At 68.2% G+C, this 15,472-nt stretch carries 13 protein-coding genes and 1 pseudogene; 7 read left to right on the forward strand and 7 right to left on the reverse strand.

The features are described from left to right. Positions 1 to 74: 74 nt before the first annotated feature. Positions 75 to 1,115, forward strand: coding sequence for an aldo/keto reductase (locus tag BDK92_RS37370; RefSeq protein ID WP_121161125.1), 1,041 nt, complete (start codon positions 75 to 77; stop codon positions 1,113 to 1,115). A gap of 83 nt (positions 1,116 to 1,198) precedes the next feature. Here the strand turns inward: BDK92_RS37370 and BDK92_RS37375 are convergent, their stop codons facing one another. From BDK92_RS37375 to BDK92_RS37385, 3 genes are all read right to left on the reverse strand, one after another. Next, a complete protein-coding gene (locus BDK92_RS37375) occupies positions 1,199 to 1,633 on the reverse strand; it encodes a hypothetical protein (protein WP_121161127.1) in 435 nt (144 codons plus the stop codon). A 108-nt stretch (positions 1,634 to 1,741) separates the two neighbouring features. Next, on the reverse strand, positions 1,742 to 2,755 hold the full coding sequence (locus BDK92_RS37380; protein WP_121161129.1) for a helix-turn-helix transcriptional regulator: 1,014 nt from the start codon (positions 2,753 to 2,755) through the stop codon (positions 1,742 to 1,744). A gap of 42 nt (positions 2,756 to 2,797) precedes the next feature. Beyond that, positions 2,798 to 2,986, reverse strand: a complete 189-nt coding sequence (locus BDK92_RS37385) for a hypothetical protein (protein ID WP_147457282.1) — start codon at positions 2,984 to 2,986, stop codon at positions 2,798 to 2,800. Positions 2,987 to 3,346: 360 nt separating this feature from the next. On the opposite strand from BDK92_RS37385, the gene BDK92_RS37390 reads away from it, so the two are divergent. The 3 genes from BDK92_RS37390 to BDK92_RS37400 all read left to right on the forward strand — a co-directional run bounded on the left by BDK92_RS37390 (position 3,347) and on the right by BDK92_RS37400 (position 5,837). Then, positions 3,347 to 4,165 carry an alpha/beta hydrolase gene (locus BDK92_RS37390; protein ID WP_121162889.1) on the forward strand — a complete coding sequence of 273 codons (819 nt, stop codon included), beginning with the start codon at positions 3,347 to 3,349 and terminating at the stop codon, positions 4,163 to 4,165. Then, positions 4,162 to 4,914 carry an MBL fold metallo-hydrolase gene (locus BDK92_RS37395; RefSeq protein WP_121161133.1) on the forward strand — a complete coding sequence of 251 codons (753 nt, stop codon included), beginning with the start codon at positions 4,162 to 4,164 and terminating at the stop codon, positions 4,912 to 4,914. The genes BDK92_RS37390 and BDK92_RS37395 overlap by 4 nt, the downstream gene beginning before the upstream one ends. A gap of 254 nt (positions 4,915 to 5,168) precedes the next feature. After that, positions 5,169 to 5,837 carry a TetR/AcrR family transcriptional regulator gene (locus BDK92_RS37400; protein ID WP_170208835.1) on the forward strand — a complete coding sequence of 223 codons (669 nt, stop codon included), beginning with the start codon at positions 5,169 to 5,171 and terminating at the stop codon, positions 5,835 to 5,837. Between the two features lie 158 nt (positions 5,838 to 5,995). Here BDK92_RS37400 and BDK92_RS37405 read toward each other — a convergent pair whose 3' ends face one another. Then, positions 5,996 to 6,898, reverse strand: coding sequence for a hypothetical protein (locus BDK92_RS37405; RefSeq protein ID WP_121161137.1), 903 nt, complete (start codon positions 6,896 to 6,898; stop codon positions 5,996 to 5,998). Between the two features lie 703 nt (positions 6,899 to 7,601). Between BDK92_RS37405 and helR the strand changes: the two genes are divergently transcribed. Continuing rightward, on the forward strand, positions 7,602 to 9,740 hold the full coding sequence (gene helR, locus BDK92_RS37410) for an RNA polymerase recycling motor ATPase HelR (protein WP_211349517.1): 2,139 nt from the start codon (positions 7,602 to 7,604) through the stop codon (positions 9,738 to 9,740). Between the two features lie 60 nt (positions 9,741 to 9,800). Here helR and BDK92_RS37415 read toward each other — a convergent pair whose 3' ends face one another. Both BDK92_RS37415 and BDK92_RS37420 read right to left on the reverse strand, forming a co-directional pair. Beyond that, positions 9,801 to 10,640 carry an SMI1/KNR4 family protein gene (locus BDK92_RS37415; RefSeq protein ID WP_121161139.1) on the reverse strand — a complete coding sequence of 280 codons (840 nt, stop codon included), beginning with the start codon at positions 10,638 to 10,640 and terminating at the stop codon, positions 9,801 to 9,803. 248 nt (positions 10,641 to 10,888) lie between these two features. Beyond that, positions 10,889 to 12,577, reverse strand: coding sequence for an ABC transporter ATP-binding protein (locus BDK92_RS37420; protein ID WP_121162891.1), 1,689 nt, complete (start codon positions 12,575 to 12,577; stop codon positions 10,889 to 10,891). Positions 12,578 to 12,795: 218 nt separating this feature from the next. On the opposite strand from BDK92_RS37420, the gene BDK92_RS37425 reads away from it, so the two are divergent. Both BDK92_RS37425 and BDK92_RS41390 read left to right on the forward strand, forming a co-directional pair. Then, positions 12,796 to 13,239 (forward strand): MarR family winged helix-turn-helix transcriptional regulator, encoded by a 444-nt coding sequence (locus BDK92_RS37425; protein ID WP_121161141.1) that lies wholly within the window; start codon positions 12,796 to 12,798, stop codon positions 13,237 to 13,239. Positions 13,240 to 14,033: 794 nt separating this feature from the next. Continuing rightward, a pseudogene (locus BDK92_RS41390) lies at positions 14,034 to 14,195 on the forward strand (recombinase family protein); the annotation flags it as partial. Between the two features lie 334 nt (positions 14,196 to 14,529). On the opposite strand, the gene BDK92_RS37445 reads toward BDK92_RS41390, so the two are convergent. Next, positions 14,530 to 15,306: a maleylpyruvate isomerase family mycothiol-dependent enzyme gene (locus tag BDK92_RS37445; protein WP_121161145.1), complete on the reverse strand. Its 777-nt coding sequence runs from the start codon at positions 15,304 to 15,306 to the stop codon at positions 14,530 to 14,532. Positions 15,307 to 15,472 lie beyond the last annotated feature (166 nt).

Consider the following 15,472-nt stretch of genomic DNA (forward strand, 5'->3'; position numbering starts at 1 on the left):
CCGGACGTCACGGACGGGCGGGCGTGAGGCGCCCACTCGCTCGCCGTACGCATTTGTTACCGAAGGAGTCGCTGGTGAAATACCGTCTGCTGGGACGTACCGGGGTCTGGGTCTCTGAGATCTCCCTGGGCGCGATGACCTTCGGCGGCACGGAGCACCCGGTGTACCGCACCCATGGGGCGCTCGGGCAGGAGGAAGTGGATCGCCTTGTCGGCACGGCACTCGACGCCGGGATCAACTTCTTCGACACCGCCGACGTCTACGCCGATGGCGAGAGCGAGGAGTTGCTCGGTCGGGCCGTCGGACGGCACCGGCGGGACGTGCTGCTCGCCACGAAGCTGATCGCTCCGGTCGGGCCGGGCCCCAACGACCAGGGGCTTTCCCGTCTGCACGTGATGCGGGCACTGGAGGACAGCCTGCGCCGACTGGGGACCGATTACATCGATCTGTATCAGATCCACAACTACGACCACGTGACGCCGATCGAGGAGACGCTGAGCGCGCTCGACGACGCGGTACGCCAGGGCAAGGTGCGCTACATCGGCTGTTCCAACCTCGCCGCCTGGCAGATCAGCAAGGCACTGGGCATCTCCGCGCTGCACAACCAGGCGAAGTTCGTCGCCAACCAGACGCACTACTCGCTGGTGTCGCGAGACGCCGAACGTGACCTCGTGCCCCTGGCCGAGGACGCGGGACTGAGCCTGACCGTGTGGCAACCCCTTGCCGGCGGATTCCTCACGGGCAAGTTCGACCGTGGCGGCGTGACCACCGAACAAGACTCCCGCCGAGCCCGGAACGGTTTCGACTTCGTACCGTTCGACGAGGAGAAAGGCTTCAAGGTCCTCGACGTGCTGCGGACCGTCGCCGCTCGACACGAGGTGAGCCCCGCCCGGGTCGCACTCGCCTGGTTGCTCGCCCAGCGCGGCGTCACCAGTGTCATCGTCGGCGCTCGGAAGCTGGACCAGCTCACGGACAACATCGCGGCCAGCGACCTGACCCTCACCGAGCAGGATCTCGCCGAACTCGACGAGGTCAGCCGACAGCCGGTCGCCTACCCGAACTGGATCCAGGACTGGTTCGCTCCAACCCGGATTCCGGCTGGCAACTCGGCCTGAAGCGGCGCCTCGGGTGCCTGGGCCGGGCTGGGGGGACAGTCCGGCCCGGCACCCGCCTGATCTCACTGCGAGATGCTTACGGGTCAGGCGGGTCGGCGAGCCAGTTCCCGGCGCAGGTGAGTGGGACCTGGCGCCAGCAGCGAGACGTCTGCGGTGATCGCCTGCCCGGAGTGCGCCGGCGTCACCTCGAGTTTCCACCGTAAGTATCGGCGGTAGACGCAGGCATGGGCGATCTCGGACCATGCCGGGTTGATCGGGTCGCCCCCGGAGACGGACAGACTCAGGCCCTGCGTCGACGTCCTCACCCATGTGGGTCGCATGCCAGGGGTCACAAATGCGACGAATGCGGCAACGAGCCCGCCGGTGATGACAGCCTGGAGCAGCTGGCCCCACCACGGGCCGGGTGGGCCGTCGTCAACGAGCAACCAGGACACCAGCGGGCTGACAAAAAGCCAGACCGGAACGAAGACCACCAGTACCCGGTAGAACAGGCGTGTCCGCGAGGTAGAGAACTCCACTCAGGACGCTCTACCCACGGTCGGTGACGCCGACACCCTGTCTATACCGTCCTGCTTCCTGATACTGCCCTCGGGGGGGGGGCGATCACCGGCCGCACCTGTCCGAGGTCAGTCGTGTCCATCCGAGCTGGTCTCCGCGATCTCCAGCAGTGTGACCGGCGCCTGTCGAAACGTCCGGTCGGTGTCCGTGAGGAGGCGCCATTCTGACGGGGTGCACCCGTACCGCTGCTTGAACGCGCGGGAGAACGAGGAGTGGTCGGGGTATCCGGACCTTCGGGCTATTGCCGCGACCGACACCAACGCGTTGGCGGGGTTGGCCAGCGCTCGAGCTGCCCGACTGAGCCGTTCTGTTCGGATCCACTCGCCGAGTGCAACGTTCATCCCTGCGAGCACCGCGTACAGGTAGCGTTTCGAGATACCGAAATGGGCGGCCAGCTTGTCGGCGCTCAGCTCCGGGTCTCCTGCGTGACTGCGTAGGTACAGCATGATCCGCATGCCCAAGGTCCGGCTGAGCGGTTGTCGGCTGAGGGACTCGTCGCCACCGGCGCTCGCCAGCAGTGCGCGGAGCAGGTCGATCGTGGGGTGCGCGAGTGACGCCGCATGCGCCTGGGACAGTTCGGGGAGCCCGGCCAGCTCGGTCAGGTACCTGTTGACGAGAGGCCCGAGTGGGCTGTCACCGATATTGCGGACCATTACGTCGCGGAGGAACAGGTAAGGCAGGCCCAGCTCCTCGATCGTCGCGGTTACGGACCAGGCCCGGGTCGGCTCGTCTGCCTGGAGTCTCATGGCGTCCCCACTCCAGTACGGCACCATCGACCCTGACCGTTGGCGGTTCACCCGACCGTTCTGCTCGATCATGTACGGTCCGGACGAGACGGTCAGGATCAGTCGTGGCAGGGGATCTTTCCGCGCGAGCGTCGCCGACCGGAAACCGTGGAAGTTGTCCAGGGCCGTCTGGGTGACGTTGATGCCTGCGAAGTAACGGTCCAGGTGCTGGAACCTGACCGGGCGGCCACGGTCGGCCGGTCGCGCCCGAAACGGCACCGAGCAGTTGCGGGCCGCCTCGTCGAGGACTTCGACCCGGGACGACGGCTCGCCGTCGGTCAGGTTGAAATAGCGCATCTTGAGTCCTCCGATCGCCGGTTAGGGCGATACGAGCTCGGGTTACATGCCCGGAATCGGCACCGACAGCTTTGCCTTGAGCTGTTCGCCGTACGTGTCGGCCATGATTTTGTAGTCCCGGGCGGCGACCCCCGCCCGTGCCCGGTCCACGATCGTGGCCGGCCCTGGGTCGGCCTCGCGCAGGCCGAGCACCCAACCGGCGACGTGGACGCCCGCCGGGGCAAGCTCCACCCGCACAGCGTTGGTCGCCGGTAAGAGAGCGGCAGGTCGTCGTTGTTCAGCAGAATCGTGGCATCGGAGGCCCCGACCCTGGCCCGCGCGACGGTAGCGGGGAGCTCACCGAGGTCCGACGACGCGTCGGTGACGAAGCCAACTTCCGATTCGGAGACGGACATGGCCCTGCCCTCCTCTGCGCGTACGCGAAGGGTAGCGCCGTGCCTGGTCGAAACGGTTAAGCGTGACGTGGTCCTGCGATGTGCGCGTGCTCATGGTTGGCTGAGCAGCTCGTTCGGTGACCAGTGCACCAGGTGCACAGCAAGATGCACGTCGGGTGAAGGCGCCACACCGGGTGCCACGCCTATGGTTCGGTTCATGACTCCCGACACCATCGTGCTGGTGCACGGTTTCTGGGTGACGCCCCGCAGCTGGGAACACTGGATCACGCACTACGAGCAGAAGGGGTTCCGGGTCATCGCGCCCGGATACCCCGGGTTCGAGGTCGAGGTCGAGGCCCTCAACGCCAACCCGGACGTCATCACCGCCGTCACCGTTCCCGCCATTATTGACAAGCTCGAAAAGATCTTGTCGGGCCTGGACCAGCAACCGATCATCATGGGGCACTCTGCCGGCGGAGCGTTCACGCAGATCCTGCTCGACCACGGCTACGGCGCCGCTGGTGTCGCACTCAACTCCGCACCCACCGAGGGCGTACGGGTGGTGCCGCTGTCGCAGGTGAAGTCGACGTTCCCGGTGCTGAAGTCACCGGCGAACCGGCACAAGGCCGTTGGCCTCACGTTGGAGGAGTGGACGTACGCCTTCACCAACACCTTCACCCCGGAAGAGTCCATGGCGTTGTACGAGCGCTACCACATCCCCGCGAACGGCAGCATCCTGTGGGGGAGTGTGCTGGCCAACTTCCAACCCGGCCACCAGGACACCTGGGTCGACTACCACAACGACAACCGGGCCCCGTTGCTGTTCGTCTCCGGCAGCGAGGATCACATCATGCCGCCGGCCATCCAGCAGTCCAACCACAAGCACTACAAATCCAACACCGTCACCGAGATCCGCGAGTACCCCGGGTACGCCCACCTGCTGCCGGCGCAGAGCGGCTGGGAAGCCATCGCAGACGAGGTCCTCGACTGGGCGCTGAGTCACGCCCGGACCGGCCCCGTGCCGACCACCGGATGACCGAGGTCCGGATCACACACATCGGCGGGCCGACCACGCTGCTCGAACTGGGCGGGGTGCGGCTGCTGGTCGACCCGACCTTCGACACCCCCGGTCGGCGGTACCCGTTCGGCTGGGGCACGTCCTCCCGGAAAACCGCCGGCCCGGCGGTCCCGCCCACCGAACTCGGACCGCTGAACGCCGTACTGCTCACGCACGATCAGCACGCCGACAACCTCGACGACGCCGGCCGCGCGCTGCTGCCCACGGTTCCCGTGGTGCTCACCACCGTGGCTGGCGCGCGGCGGCTCGGCGGCAACGCCGTCGGCCTCGCTCCGTTCGAGACCGCGAACGTCGGCAACCTCACGGTCACCGCCACGCCGTCGCGGCACGGTCCGGCGTGGGCCGTTCCGCTGGTCGGGCCGACAACCGGCTTCGCACTGCGATCGGCAGATGCGGCGGAGGTAGTGTGGATCTCCGGAGACACGGTCCTCTATCCGGGGGTGCTGGAGGTCGCGGAGCGGTTCGCCGTCGGCACCGCGATCCTGCACCTCGGCAAGGTGCAGTTCGGCCTCACCGGGCCGACCCGGTTCACCATGACCGGCCGGGACGCGGCTCGACTGTGCCAGCGGATCATGCCGCGCCGGATCGTCCCCGTGCACTACGAGGGCTGGTCACACTTCCACGAGGGCCGGGCTGAGATCACCGCGGCGTTTCCTCAGGAGAGGCTGACCTGGCTCACTCCCGGAGTCCCGGCCCTGTTGACCTAGCGCCGTGTTCATAAACGTCCACCGGTATGGCGATGGTGTTGTGGATCATCGCCGCAGGTGCGGTCGAGCGACTCCTCACCGGTGGTAGGGCGGGCCAACCGGCTCTCACGCCGTCGCCACCTGGTCGGTGGTGGCGGCGGGGGGTCGGCGGCGCGCCGGCTGTCGGGCCGGGGCTGTCACCCGGCTTGCACTTGCCCTGTCGGTCACGTCACCGCAATCGGACGCCATTCGTCCGATTGCGGTGCGCTTCGGGGATGCCTGATCTGGACCCGGGGCCTGGTGTCCGTGCGGACGCCCGGCGCAACCGACGCCAGCTGATCATCGCGACCCGGGAGGCGATCGCTGCCCGAGGGCTCGACGTCTCGGCTCTGGATATCGCGACGGCGGCGGGCGTGGGAGTGGGCACGTTGTACCGGCGCTTCGGCACGAAGGAGGCGCTGCTCGACGCGGTGGTGCTCGGCCTTTACGACGAGCTGTGCGACGTCGCACGGGATTGCATGGAGCGCGCGGATCCATGGGACGGGCTGGCGGAGTTCGTAATGGAACTGGCTGGCGCGCACCGGGACAGTCGCGGACTGGCCGAGGTCACCGCGGAGTGTGAAGGACCACCGTCGCCCGAACTCGCGGAGCGGACCGCCGCACTGCAGGACGCTGTCAAGCGGCTGACCGAGCGGGCGCACGCGGCCGGTGAGCTGCGTGCGGACGTGACCTGGCAGGACATCCTGATCTGCTCTCGCGCGCCGCTGGACGCCGACCATTGCCTCGGAGTCGACGCAGGACCCGACGGGTGGCGTCGTGTCGTCACGATCCTGCTCGACGGGATACGCGCCCCGGGCGAACCCTTCTTGCGGGCCCGGCGCCGCAGGTTCACCGGGCGGGATGACCCCCGCGTCGAGTGGGAAATGGCGCGATGGTGCGGCTGACCAGGCAGGGCTACGCGAGCCAGCAGCCCGGACGAGCTGGCGCTGACCAGGATCGTCTACGACATCGAGGACCGGACGCGGTCCTTCGAGTTGGTTGCCGAGCATGTCACTGGCGGTCTGCGTAAGAGGTCTGAACAGGAGCTTCACCTACCGGGTCGTCAGCCGGATCCCAGCAGCCCGCCCAACTCGGCCAGAGCCTTCAGGTTGAGTCCGCACGCCTCCGTCGCGACGTTCCACCCGACCGACCGCAGCATGCCCCGGACCTGCTTCCCGAACGACTTGCGCTGACTGACCCGAACGACGCGGCCGTCGGCCAGCACATAAGCGGTATCCGTTCGCCCGCCCTTCCAACCGAAGCGCGGATCCTCCCAGGCAGGCTCCCGGTACGTCGCGCCGTTGACCAGCACCCACGCGGGCGTCCGACTGGTCGTGACCGCGATCCGTCCCCGAATGGGCGAGAATCCCATCCTGCCGAGATCCAACGTCTCGGTCGGCTCGACCCCGGCCATCCTCCGCGCGAACCAGTGGCTGATCACCGCCGAGTCCCACGGCACCGGATCGGGGCCGCGGAACGAGCGCAGGGCTGCCGTCGGGTCCCGGTACTCGCCGACCGTCCCGTCCACGAGTTCCGGGCAGATCCGGTGCAGGTCCGCGTACCGCCAATGCGATCGTCCAGTAATCCCGGTGTTCGCCGGGCCGACGAGCAGGGAACCGCCGGAGGCGGCGTAGCCGGATGCCCGGTAGACGACACGGGCCGCACGCAGCAGCCGTTCCGCCGGGTCGGCGATCGCCGAGAGCCCGGCGAGCGGCCCGCCGTGCGCCGAGCCCGCTGCCTCTCGCGCCGCCGTGGTGCGGGTCGTGGACTGGCGGGGTGCGCTCGTTGACGAGCACTGTTCGCACACGGGCCGCCCGCACGGCCCGCACCGCCCGACCGCATAGCTGCCGCAGGCGCACACCGACGACGCGGCGCCCGTCGAGGCGTCCTGATAGGTCGTGTCGCACGGCGTCGGTTGAGCGATCAGGGCGACGCCCGTCGGCGTCACCGTCGGCACCTCACGCATCGCGGTGCCGTGGCACCGGTAGCTGCCAGGGAGATCTCGGTGCGCCAATCGCTGGTCTTGCACACGGGGCACGACACCGACACAGGCAACCAGACGGGACGCTCGCGCGTGAACCCCCGTACGGCCGCTTATGTCACCGGTTCGGGGGCGACCAGTCTCAGCCCTGCGGCGCGCAGGCGACGTCCTCCCTTATGGAGCATCTGCGGCGGGTAGGGGCTTGGTGGTGTCGTCGCAGGCGCTTCTTTTGACGTTCGAGCCGGACGTGCCAGACGGGTGAAGAACTTCTCGTTGCGTGGATGCGTCCCCGCGCCGAGGGTGGTCTCCCAGGCGCACGGCACCGCCGTGCCGCTTCACGAGGAAGTGACCCATTCACGGCAAGCAATAAAGGAGGTGGAAAGGAAAATACGCACTTCTTTCCACCTCCAACATATAGCACACCGGGGGGCTTGCGGCAAGACCCGGGTGGTGCCGCAGAATCGTCGGCTGAAGCCAGAACCTGCGGAAATAGGGGGAGTCGCGAAATGCGTGTGTTGTTGTCGGCATACGACCCGTGCGGGGGCGTCGAACCGCTGGTGGAACTCGCCGTGCGGTCTGCCGACGTGCCGTCGGTGCCGGTCGGCCGGCCCGTCCACCGTTCGTCGTGCCGCAGTACGCGTACCAGGGTTGCAAGCGACGTCAGATCGGAACTGGTGAATTGAGCCCCATGACTACCAGCGTGTTCGACCTTCCGGACCGCCTTTCCGCCAAAGCCGCCCCGACCCTGATCGCCGGCGACGAGCACCATTTCGCGGCCATCACGGAGAGCCTCGAGCAGACGATCGCCGACCTGGCCGACCGCCTCGATGCCGAGCGTAAGGCGCCCGGCGGCGTCGGCCAGGCGGCGATGGACCGGGACCAGGAGATCTACCGGCTGACCGCCCGCCTACGCACCCTGCGCCGCTACGGTTCAGACCTGTGCCTCGGCCACATGGTCAGCGCGGATGGCCCCGAGCCCGTGTACGTCGGACGACTTGCCCTCACCGACAGCGCGGGCCGACGGCTGCTTCTCGACTGGCGATCCCCGGCCGCCGAGCCGTTCTTCGGCGCGACCCACGCCAATCCGATGGGTTTGACGAGCCGCCGCCGGTATCGCTGGACCCGTGGCCGGATCACCGACTACTGGGACGAGGTGTTCACCCTGGACGGGCTCGAAGGGCACGCCGCGCTCGACGACCAGTCCGCCTTCATCGCCAGCCTCGGCAGCAACCGTTCGGCCCGGATGCGAGACGTGCTCGGCACCATCCAGGCCGACCAGGACGCCATCATCCGGGCGGGATCCCGCGGCGCTCTCGTCGTCGACGGTGGTCCGGGTACGGGAAAGACCGTCGTCGCTCTGCACCGCACCGCCTACCTCCTCTACTCCGACCCCCGTCTCGGCCCCCGCCGAGGCGGCGTGCTGTTCGTCGGTCCACACGAGCCCTACCTGGCCTACGTCGCCGACGTCCTGCCCAGCCTCGGAGAGGAGGACGTGCAGACCTGCACCCTGCGGGACCTCGTTGCCGAGGGCGCCGCGGCGCAGGTGGAGACCGACCCGGAGGTCGCCGTCCTGAAGTCCTCCGTGAGCCTGGTGCGGGCGATCGAGGCGGCCGTCAGGTTCTACGAGGAGCCGCCCACCAAGCCGATGACGGTCACGACCGAGTGGTCCGAGATCCGGCTGAGCGCCGACGATTGGGCCGAGGCCTTCGAAACACCCGATCCGGGCACCCCGCACAACGACGCGCGCGACCAGATCTGGGAGAAGCTGCTGGAAATCCTGATCGACAAGTACGACGGCGACGAACCGGAAGCCCTGCTCGGCCGCTCGCTGCGGCAGAACCGGGAACTGCTTGCCACCTTCAACCGCGCCTGGCCGCTACTCGAAGCGGCTGACCTTGTCGGGGACCTGTGGTCGGTCCCCGCGTACCTGCGCAAGTGTGCCCCCTGGCTCAGTCCTGACGACATCCGGAAGCTGCGGCGTGCGGACGCCCAGGCGTGGACGGTGTCCGACCTGCCACTCCTGGACGCGGCACGCCAGCGGCTCGGTGATCCGGAGGCGTCACGACGTCAGCGTCGGCACAACGCCTCCGTCGCGGCGAGACGCGAGCAGATGGACCGGGTCGTCGAAGACCTGCTGGAGGCCGAGTACGACAACGAGGGCGCGATGATCATGCTGCACGGACAGGACCTGCGGGACGCCCTGGTCAGCGACTCCGCACTGCTCAGCGTCAACCCGGACCTGCTCGCTGGCCCGTTCGCGCACATCGTGGTGGACGAGGCTCAGGAACTGACCGACGCGCAGTGGCAGATGCTGCTGATCCGCTGCCCGTCCCGGAGCTTCACCATCGTCGGCGACCGAGCCCAGGCCAGGCATGGGTTCACGGAGTCGTGGCAGGAACGGCTCGAGCGGATCGGACTCGACCGTATCAACCTGGCCTCCCTGAGCATCAACTACCGGACGCCGAAAGAGGTCATGGCGGAAGCCGAGCCGGTCATCCGGGCCGTGCTCCCGGACGCCAACGTCCCGACCTCCATCCGCAGCAACGATGTCCCCGTCGTACACGGATCTGCCTCGGATCTGGGCTCGATCCTCGGCACCTGGCTCGCCACGCACGGCGACGGGATCGCCTGTGTCATCGGCGATCCCACATTCCAGGCGACGCCCCGCGTCCGGTCGCTGACCCCGGAGTTGTCGAAGGGGCTCGAGTTCGACCTGGTGGTCCTCATCGACCCGGAGGAGTTCGGCAAGGGCATCGAAGGGGCGGTCGACCGCTATGTCGCGATGACCCGAGCGACCCAGCAACTCGTCGTCCTCACGCGACCCTGACAACATCATCGCCACCCGCCGGTCGGGGGAGGACCGCTGTCGAGGGGATGGCACGGGTGGTCAGCCAGCCCAAACCTGTGTGCCCGTCACCGTCTGGGCATGCCTCAGTGTGTGACCCAGCATGGGGACCGCGCTGATGACCGCGACCCGTACGGCCTCCTCGTCCACCGCAGGGAACGCGACGCGGATGAGGCGTGCGGCCGGCGATTCGCTGTAGGTGACCCGCCAGTCCTGTGCCGTGGCGAAGTGGTCGTCACGATCGCTCTCGTCCACGCTGGAGCCGCGATCCCTAACTGGCCCGAGCAGTTGGCGCAGCAGCCGGGTGCGCTCTGTGAAACTGCCGAGCCCGCCATCGAGGTACACGTACACCTGCTTGAGTTTGCGGGCTGGCTCGAACCAGTCGTCAGCTCGCGGTGGCCTGGGCAGAGTACGTGTGGGCAGCTTGCGCTCCAGCCAGCTGGCGATGAAGGCGACAGCACCGCCCTGGTACAGGCGGTAGTCGCTGTTGCGCTGGTGCCATACGACCACCGGCCACTTGTCCGGCTCGCCCCCGGTGAGCCAGCACAGCGAGTGGCCGTCGTAGGTGCCACCCCACAGCAGCAGGCCATTGGCTTCGGGGTAGAGCGGATACGGGTACCACGCTGGGAATTTGTCGCGCGAGGCCGAATGCCCTTCCAACAACAGGCTGTTGCGGCGGATGTTCATGTCGTGGCCGGCCAGGGGGTACGCGAAGAGGTAGTCGAGGAATCTACCGACCCCGTAGGCCGACAGGAGTTCCTTGAAGTCGGCGGGCAGTGCCAACCCGAGCTCCGCCTCGCAGGTGGCGAATTCCTGCGGAGAAGGCACGTCGATCCTACGATCGGGAGTGGCCACCAACGTGATCAACTTCCGCATCGACATGGCGACACCCTAATCGGTTGAGTGGAGGTGCCCTGTCCGTCCGACTGGGCGAGCCAATGGTGACCGGATCCGACGGACGCTCGCGGAGTGGCGCGGGTGGGCCCCGGTCGCCGCCATACAGGTCGAACGGAGACCCGGCGATACGTGTGAGGCGGCAGCTACGGGCCGTCTGGTGGGTCGCGCGTAAGTTGTCTGGCTCCGCGTGGCCGTACCAGCCTCACCTGGTGCCCAGACTGGTGGATCCAGGTCTAGGCGGCCAGGGCGGCGTAGCGGCCGTTGTCCTCGATCAGGCTGGCGTGGGTGCCGGACTCGATGACGCGGCCGTGGTCGATGACGGCGATCTGGTCGGCGTCGCGCACGGTGGACAGCCGATGGGCGATGGTGACCGTGGTACGGCCCCGGGCGAGCGTGTCGAAGGCTTGCTGCACGGCACGTTCGGTCTCGGTGTCCAGCGCGCTGGTGGCCTCGTCCAGGACGAGGACCCGGGGATTGCGGAGCAGGGTACGGGCGATCGCGATGCGTTGCTGCTCGCCGCCGGAGAAGCGGTGTCCCCGGGAGCCGACCACGGTGTCGTAGCCGTCGGGAAGGCCGCTGATGAGGTCGTGCACCTGGGCGGCCCGAGTCGCGTCCTCGATCTCCGCGTCCGTGGCGTCCGGTTTGGCGTACCGCAGATTTTCCCGCACCGTCGTGTGCAGCAGGTAGGTCTCCTGGCTGACCACTCCCACGATCGCGGCGAGGTCGGTGAGCCGGAGGTCCCGGATGTCGATCCCGTCGATGGTGACCCGGCCGGCGGCGGGGTCGTAGAGCCGGGTGATCAGCGCGGCCGTGGTGCTCTTGCCGGAGCCGGTCTCACCGACCAACGCCAGTGTCGTGCCTGCGGGTACGTCGAGGCTGACGCTGGCGACCGCGGCGGTGTCGCTGCCCGGGTAGCTGAACGTGACGTCCTCGAAGCGCAGTTCTCCCTGAATCCGGGAAGGGTCGATCTCCACTGGCCGGGCCGGGTCGGCGACCTCGATTGGCAGGTCCAGGTATTCGAAGATCCGCGCGAACAGCGCCAGTGAGCTGGTGAGCGTCACTCCGACACCGAGCAGCCCCATCAACGGCCGGAACAATCCGGACTGCAGGGCGGTGAAGGCGACCAGGGTTCCGATGCTCAGCGTGTCGGCGGTCATCGGCAGCCCGGCGCTCAGATAGATGATCGCGGGGATGGCGGCGAAGATGATGTTCATGGACGCCATTCGCCACCGGCCGGCCAGATCCGCGCGTAGCTCCAGGTCGATGAGGCGTGCGGACGAGGCGGTGAAGCGGTCGATCATGGAGGCGCCGGTACCCATGGTCTTGCTGAGCTGGACACCGCTGATCGACAGGCCCTCCTCGATGGTGACGTTGAGGTCCGCGAGCTCACGCTGACGTTGCGCGGTGATGGCCCGGCGCATCCGGGCGACCTTGCGGGTCAGGTAGATCGACGGAGGGAACACCACGAGAGAGACCAGGGACAGTTGCCAGGACAGGGCGGCCATGGCGACTGCGGTGGCGATCGTGGTGGTCAGGTTGGACGCGATGGAGGTCGCGGTCGAGGTGACCACCGACTCCATGCCGCCGATGTCGTTGGTGATGCGCGACTGCACCTCGCCGCTACGGGTCCGGGTGAAGAACGCGATCGACTGCCGGTGCAGGTGGGTGAAGACGTCGCTACGCAGACGGTGCATGACCTGTTGACCGACCGTGGTGGAGATCCAGGTCTGGATCACGCCGAGCGCGGAGGTCACCGCGGCGACTGCCACCATGCCGAGAACCAGCCAGACCAGCAGGGTCAGGTTGCGCTCGGGCAGTGCCTTGTCGATGACGGCGCGCAGGAGGAAGGGGGTGGCCATGGCGACCATCGAGGAGGCCACGATGATCGCGGTGACGATGGCCAGTTGCCACCGGTGTGGCATGAAGAGCCGGCCGATCCTGCCCAGCGACACCTCGCTGGCCTGGGCCTTCTCCGTAGCTGCGGCTGTAGGGCCGGCTGATGGTGGGCGGCCGGAACGGCCTCTTCGTTGCTTGATATCCGATTCCAAGGGGGAGTACCACCTCTGCCATCTGGTCAAGGGGCGATGCTGAGGTTACCTCAACTTGAGGTTACAACCAGAGTTGGTGATAACCTATTCCGGTGACCGCGCAGCACGGTGGGGAAGAGGACGAGAGCCTGCCCGAGGCGTTCTGGGGGGTCGCCCGTCAGCTCCGCCACCTGTCCCGGGAGACGTTGCAGCCCTGGGAGATCACTCCGAGCCAGTCTCGGGCCATCGACGTGCTGACCCGGCACGGTGTGATGCGGCTCAGTGAACTCGCCGAGCGATTGCGGATCGTGCCGCGCTCGACCACGGAAGTGGTCGACAGCCTGCAGGAACGTGGCCTGGTCGAACGCCGTCCCGACCCAGGCGACCGTCGGGCGACCCTCGTCGCGCTCACCGAGGAGGGCGCAAAGGTCGCGGTGGCCATCCGCTCGGCTCGGGACGCCGAGGCCGAGCGCTTCTTTGGTGGCCTCGGCGAGCCGGACCGCGACCACCTCGCCCGGATCCTGAGTCAGCTCCGCCGTCAGTCACACGCCGGTTGAGGTGCGCCGGTGCTCGTCGACGAGCATCGGGTAGCGGTTCGACCACCTGCCCCTCAGTCGTCCGGGCCGGGCGGCGCTACCTATTGTCCTAGGATGCTTTAGGGGTGGTGATCTCCGGCACCCGGGACGCCGTTGATCGACTGTTCATGCCGCCGTCCATTACCGATCGCCGGACCGGACGTGTGTGTTCCCCGCAATGGACACAGTGGAGGAGAACCCTGCCGTCATAAGATCCGGAGCATCTCCTTGTCCTCACCCGGACGTCGCCGCCGCCATGGCGCGGCGCGAGTCCTCGCGCTGGCGGCGCTCGCCGTCACCGTGTCCGTCACGGCCGTGCCCGCCGCAGCGGCGGCGCATCCGTTCGGCGACCCGCAGACCGTGGCCATCGCCCGGAGCCGGTCGGCACGGTCAGTGTTGTCGTACGCATGCTGATCGACCTCAATCCCGGGTACCGTGCGCTCGCCACCGGCCCCGGCGGCCAACGGGCGATGTACGACACGGGCGCGGACACCGACGATGGGTCCTTACCGGTGCAGCGCCTGCGGGCAGCACTCGCCCTGGCCGCAGCGCCGCTGTCCAGATCTTTGCCGTCGGTGGCGGCGCGCTGCTCGCGATGGTCACCACGTGGGTGGTGTCCCGGCGGATGCGCCGACGGCGGACTGTCGCATGACCGGGATCATCGGGTACGCAGGATCCGTCGCCGACCGGCTGCGGTACATCATTCACGTCGAGGTTGAGGAAGAGCGGTACAGCGGTTAACGCTGCGAGTCAGTACTGCCGACCAAGATCCGCAACTGCAGCTTGGTGCTCTCGCCGCCGAGGACTGCCTCAAGATCTACAAAGACGTGGCCACCGGGACCAAGGCCGACCGCCCGCAGTGGCAGGCCTACCTGGACGATCTGCGCCCCGGCGACATTCTGATCATCTGGAAGATCGACCGGCTCGGTTGTAGCCTGCGTGACCTGGTGGACATCGTCGCCCTCCTCGAAGCCCACGGCGTCGGGGTCAAGTCGCTGGGCTGGTGCTGGGCATCAGGAGGTCTACCCGCACTGCCCCAAGTCGCTGCTGCGCGACGGGGCCTGGAAGCCGGAACAGTGGCTGCTGGCGGACGCCCAGCCGACCTTGGCCGAGGTGACGCTGGCCCAGCTGCGGATGCCGGAGCTGACGATCGCCGACATCGAGCAGGTGGAGGCGGACTCGCTGAAATTCCGCTACGAGTGACGGGCCGCAGACCCACCGCCGTGCGCTGAGGCCGAGGTCGGCGCAGGGCGGTGGGTCCCCCGTCGCGTCCTATTCCTCCGGCTCCCAGGCGATCAGCTGCTCGAAGACGCGCCGGTCGCCGTCGATCTGCAGGGAGTCCATCGGAATGCGGCCGTAGCAGAACATGACCAGCTCATTGGCCGTGCCCCGGGCGGAGACATCGGCCGCCTCCGGGCCCTCGCCAGCGGCCGGCGTGGGGAGGCGGGCGGTCCGGGCGCCGTCGGCGGAGAGCCAGAGCCGCCAGGAACGGCCTTCGGTGGCGTGGTAGTCGATGACCGCGGGCTTGTGCGGCCATGCGGCCGTCGTCGCGACGCAGGTGGTCAGGAACTCGTCGACACCGTCGAGGGCCACCTCGTCCGGCAGCGGCTGCGGGGCGCCCACGGTGACCTGGGCGTCGTAGGTGTGCACGGCGACCTGCTGGAGCTGGTGCCGGGCGACGGCTCCAGTGGTCTGCGGCGACTGCGACGGACCCCACCACGTCCAGCAACCACGATCCGGGCCGGCCTCCCGCAGCGCGTCCAGCAGCTCCCCCGTCGACGCGGCGAACCAGGCCAGCAGGGCCTCGCGTTCCCGGGGCGCCACCGGGGCGGACATCGCCGGAGGAGCGTCGGCGGGCTCTGCGGCCACGATGGCGGCCCACTTGCGGCGCCCCTCGCCCAGGTGCTGCACCAGGTCGAACAACGTCCACTCGGAGCAGGTCGGCACCCGTACGTCGAGGCTGGGTGCCGCGGCGACCGTCGCCCGGAAAGCGGCCGATCGTTCGTCCATCAGCCGCAACAGGTCGGCGAACTCCAGAGTCTCTTCCACCGCGGCTTTGTACCACCCCGTTCCGACAACCGACAGCGGGTTTCCTCACCCCCTGCGGCGGGGCCACGCGGAAAATCCGTTGCCCGGCGGCCCGCGGGTTGACCATGCTGACCGCATGGATCAGTGACCAGTGGCGCACGTGCGCGACGAAGGCGGGTTCGAGTCA

This window comes from Micromonospora pisi, from assembly GCF_003633685.1.
Taxonomy (GTDB): Bacteria; Actinomycetota; Actinomycetes; order Mycobacteriales; family Micromonosporaceae; genus Micromonospora_G; species Micromonospora_G pisi.

Excerpts from the sequence above, each read along its gene's own strand:
- BDK92_RS37395 (WP_121161133.1), top strand. The coding sequence starts at position 4,162 with ATGACCGAGGTCCGGATCACACACATCGGCGGGCCGACCACGCTGCTC.
- BDK92_RS37415 (WP_121161139.1), bottom strand. The coding sequence starts at position 10,640 with ATGTCGATGCGGAAGTTGATCACGTTGGTGGCCACTCCCGATCGTAGG.
- BDK92_RS37390 (WP_121162889.1), top strand. The coding sequence starts at position 3,347 with ATGACTCCCGACACCATCGTGCTGGTGCACGGTTTCTGGGTGACGCCC.
- BDK92_RS37400 (WP_170208835.1), top strand. The coding sequence starts at position 5,169 with ATGCCTGATCTGGACCCGGGGCCTGGTGTCCGTGCGGACGCCCGGCGC.
- helR (WP_211349517.1), top strand. The coding sequence starts at position 7,602 with ATGACTACCAGCGTGTTCGACCTTCCGGACCGCCTTTCCGCCAAAGCC.
- BDK92_RS37405 (WP_121161137.1), bottom strand. The coding sequence starts at position 6,898 with ATGCGTGAGGTGCCGACGGTGACGCCGACGGGCGTCGCCCTGATCGCT.
- BDK92_RS37380 (WP_121161129.1), bottom strand. The coding sequence starts at position 2,755 with ATGCGCTATTTCAACCTGACCGACGGCGAGCCGTCGTCCCGGGTCGAA.
- BDK92_RS37420 (WP_121162891.1), bottom strand. The coding sequence starts at position 12,577 with ATGCCACACCGGTGGCAACTGGCCATCGTCACCGCGATCATCGTGGCC.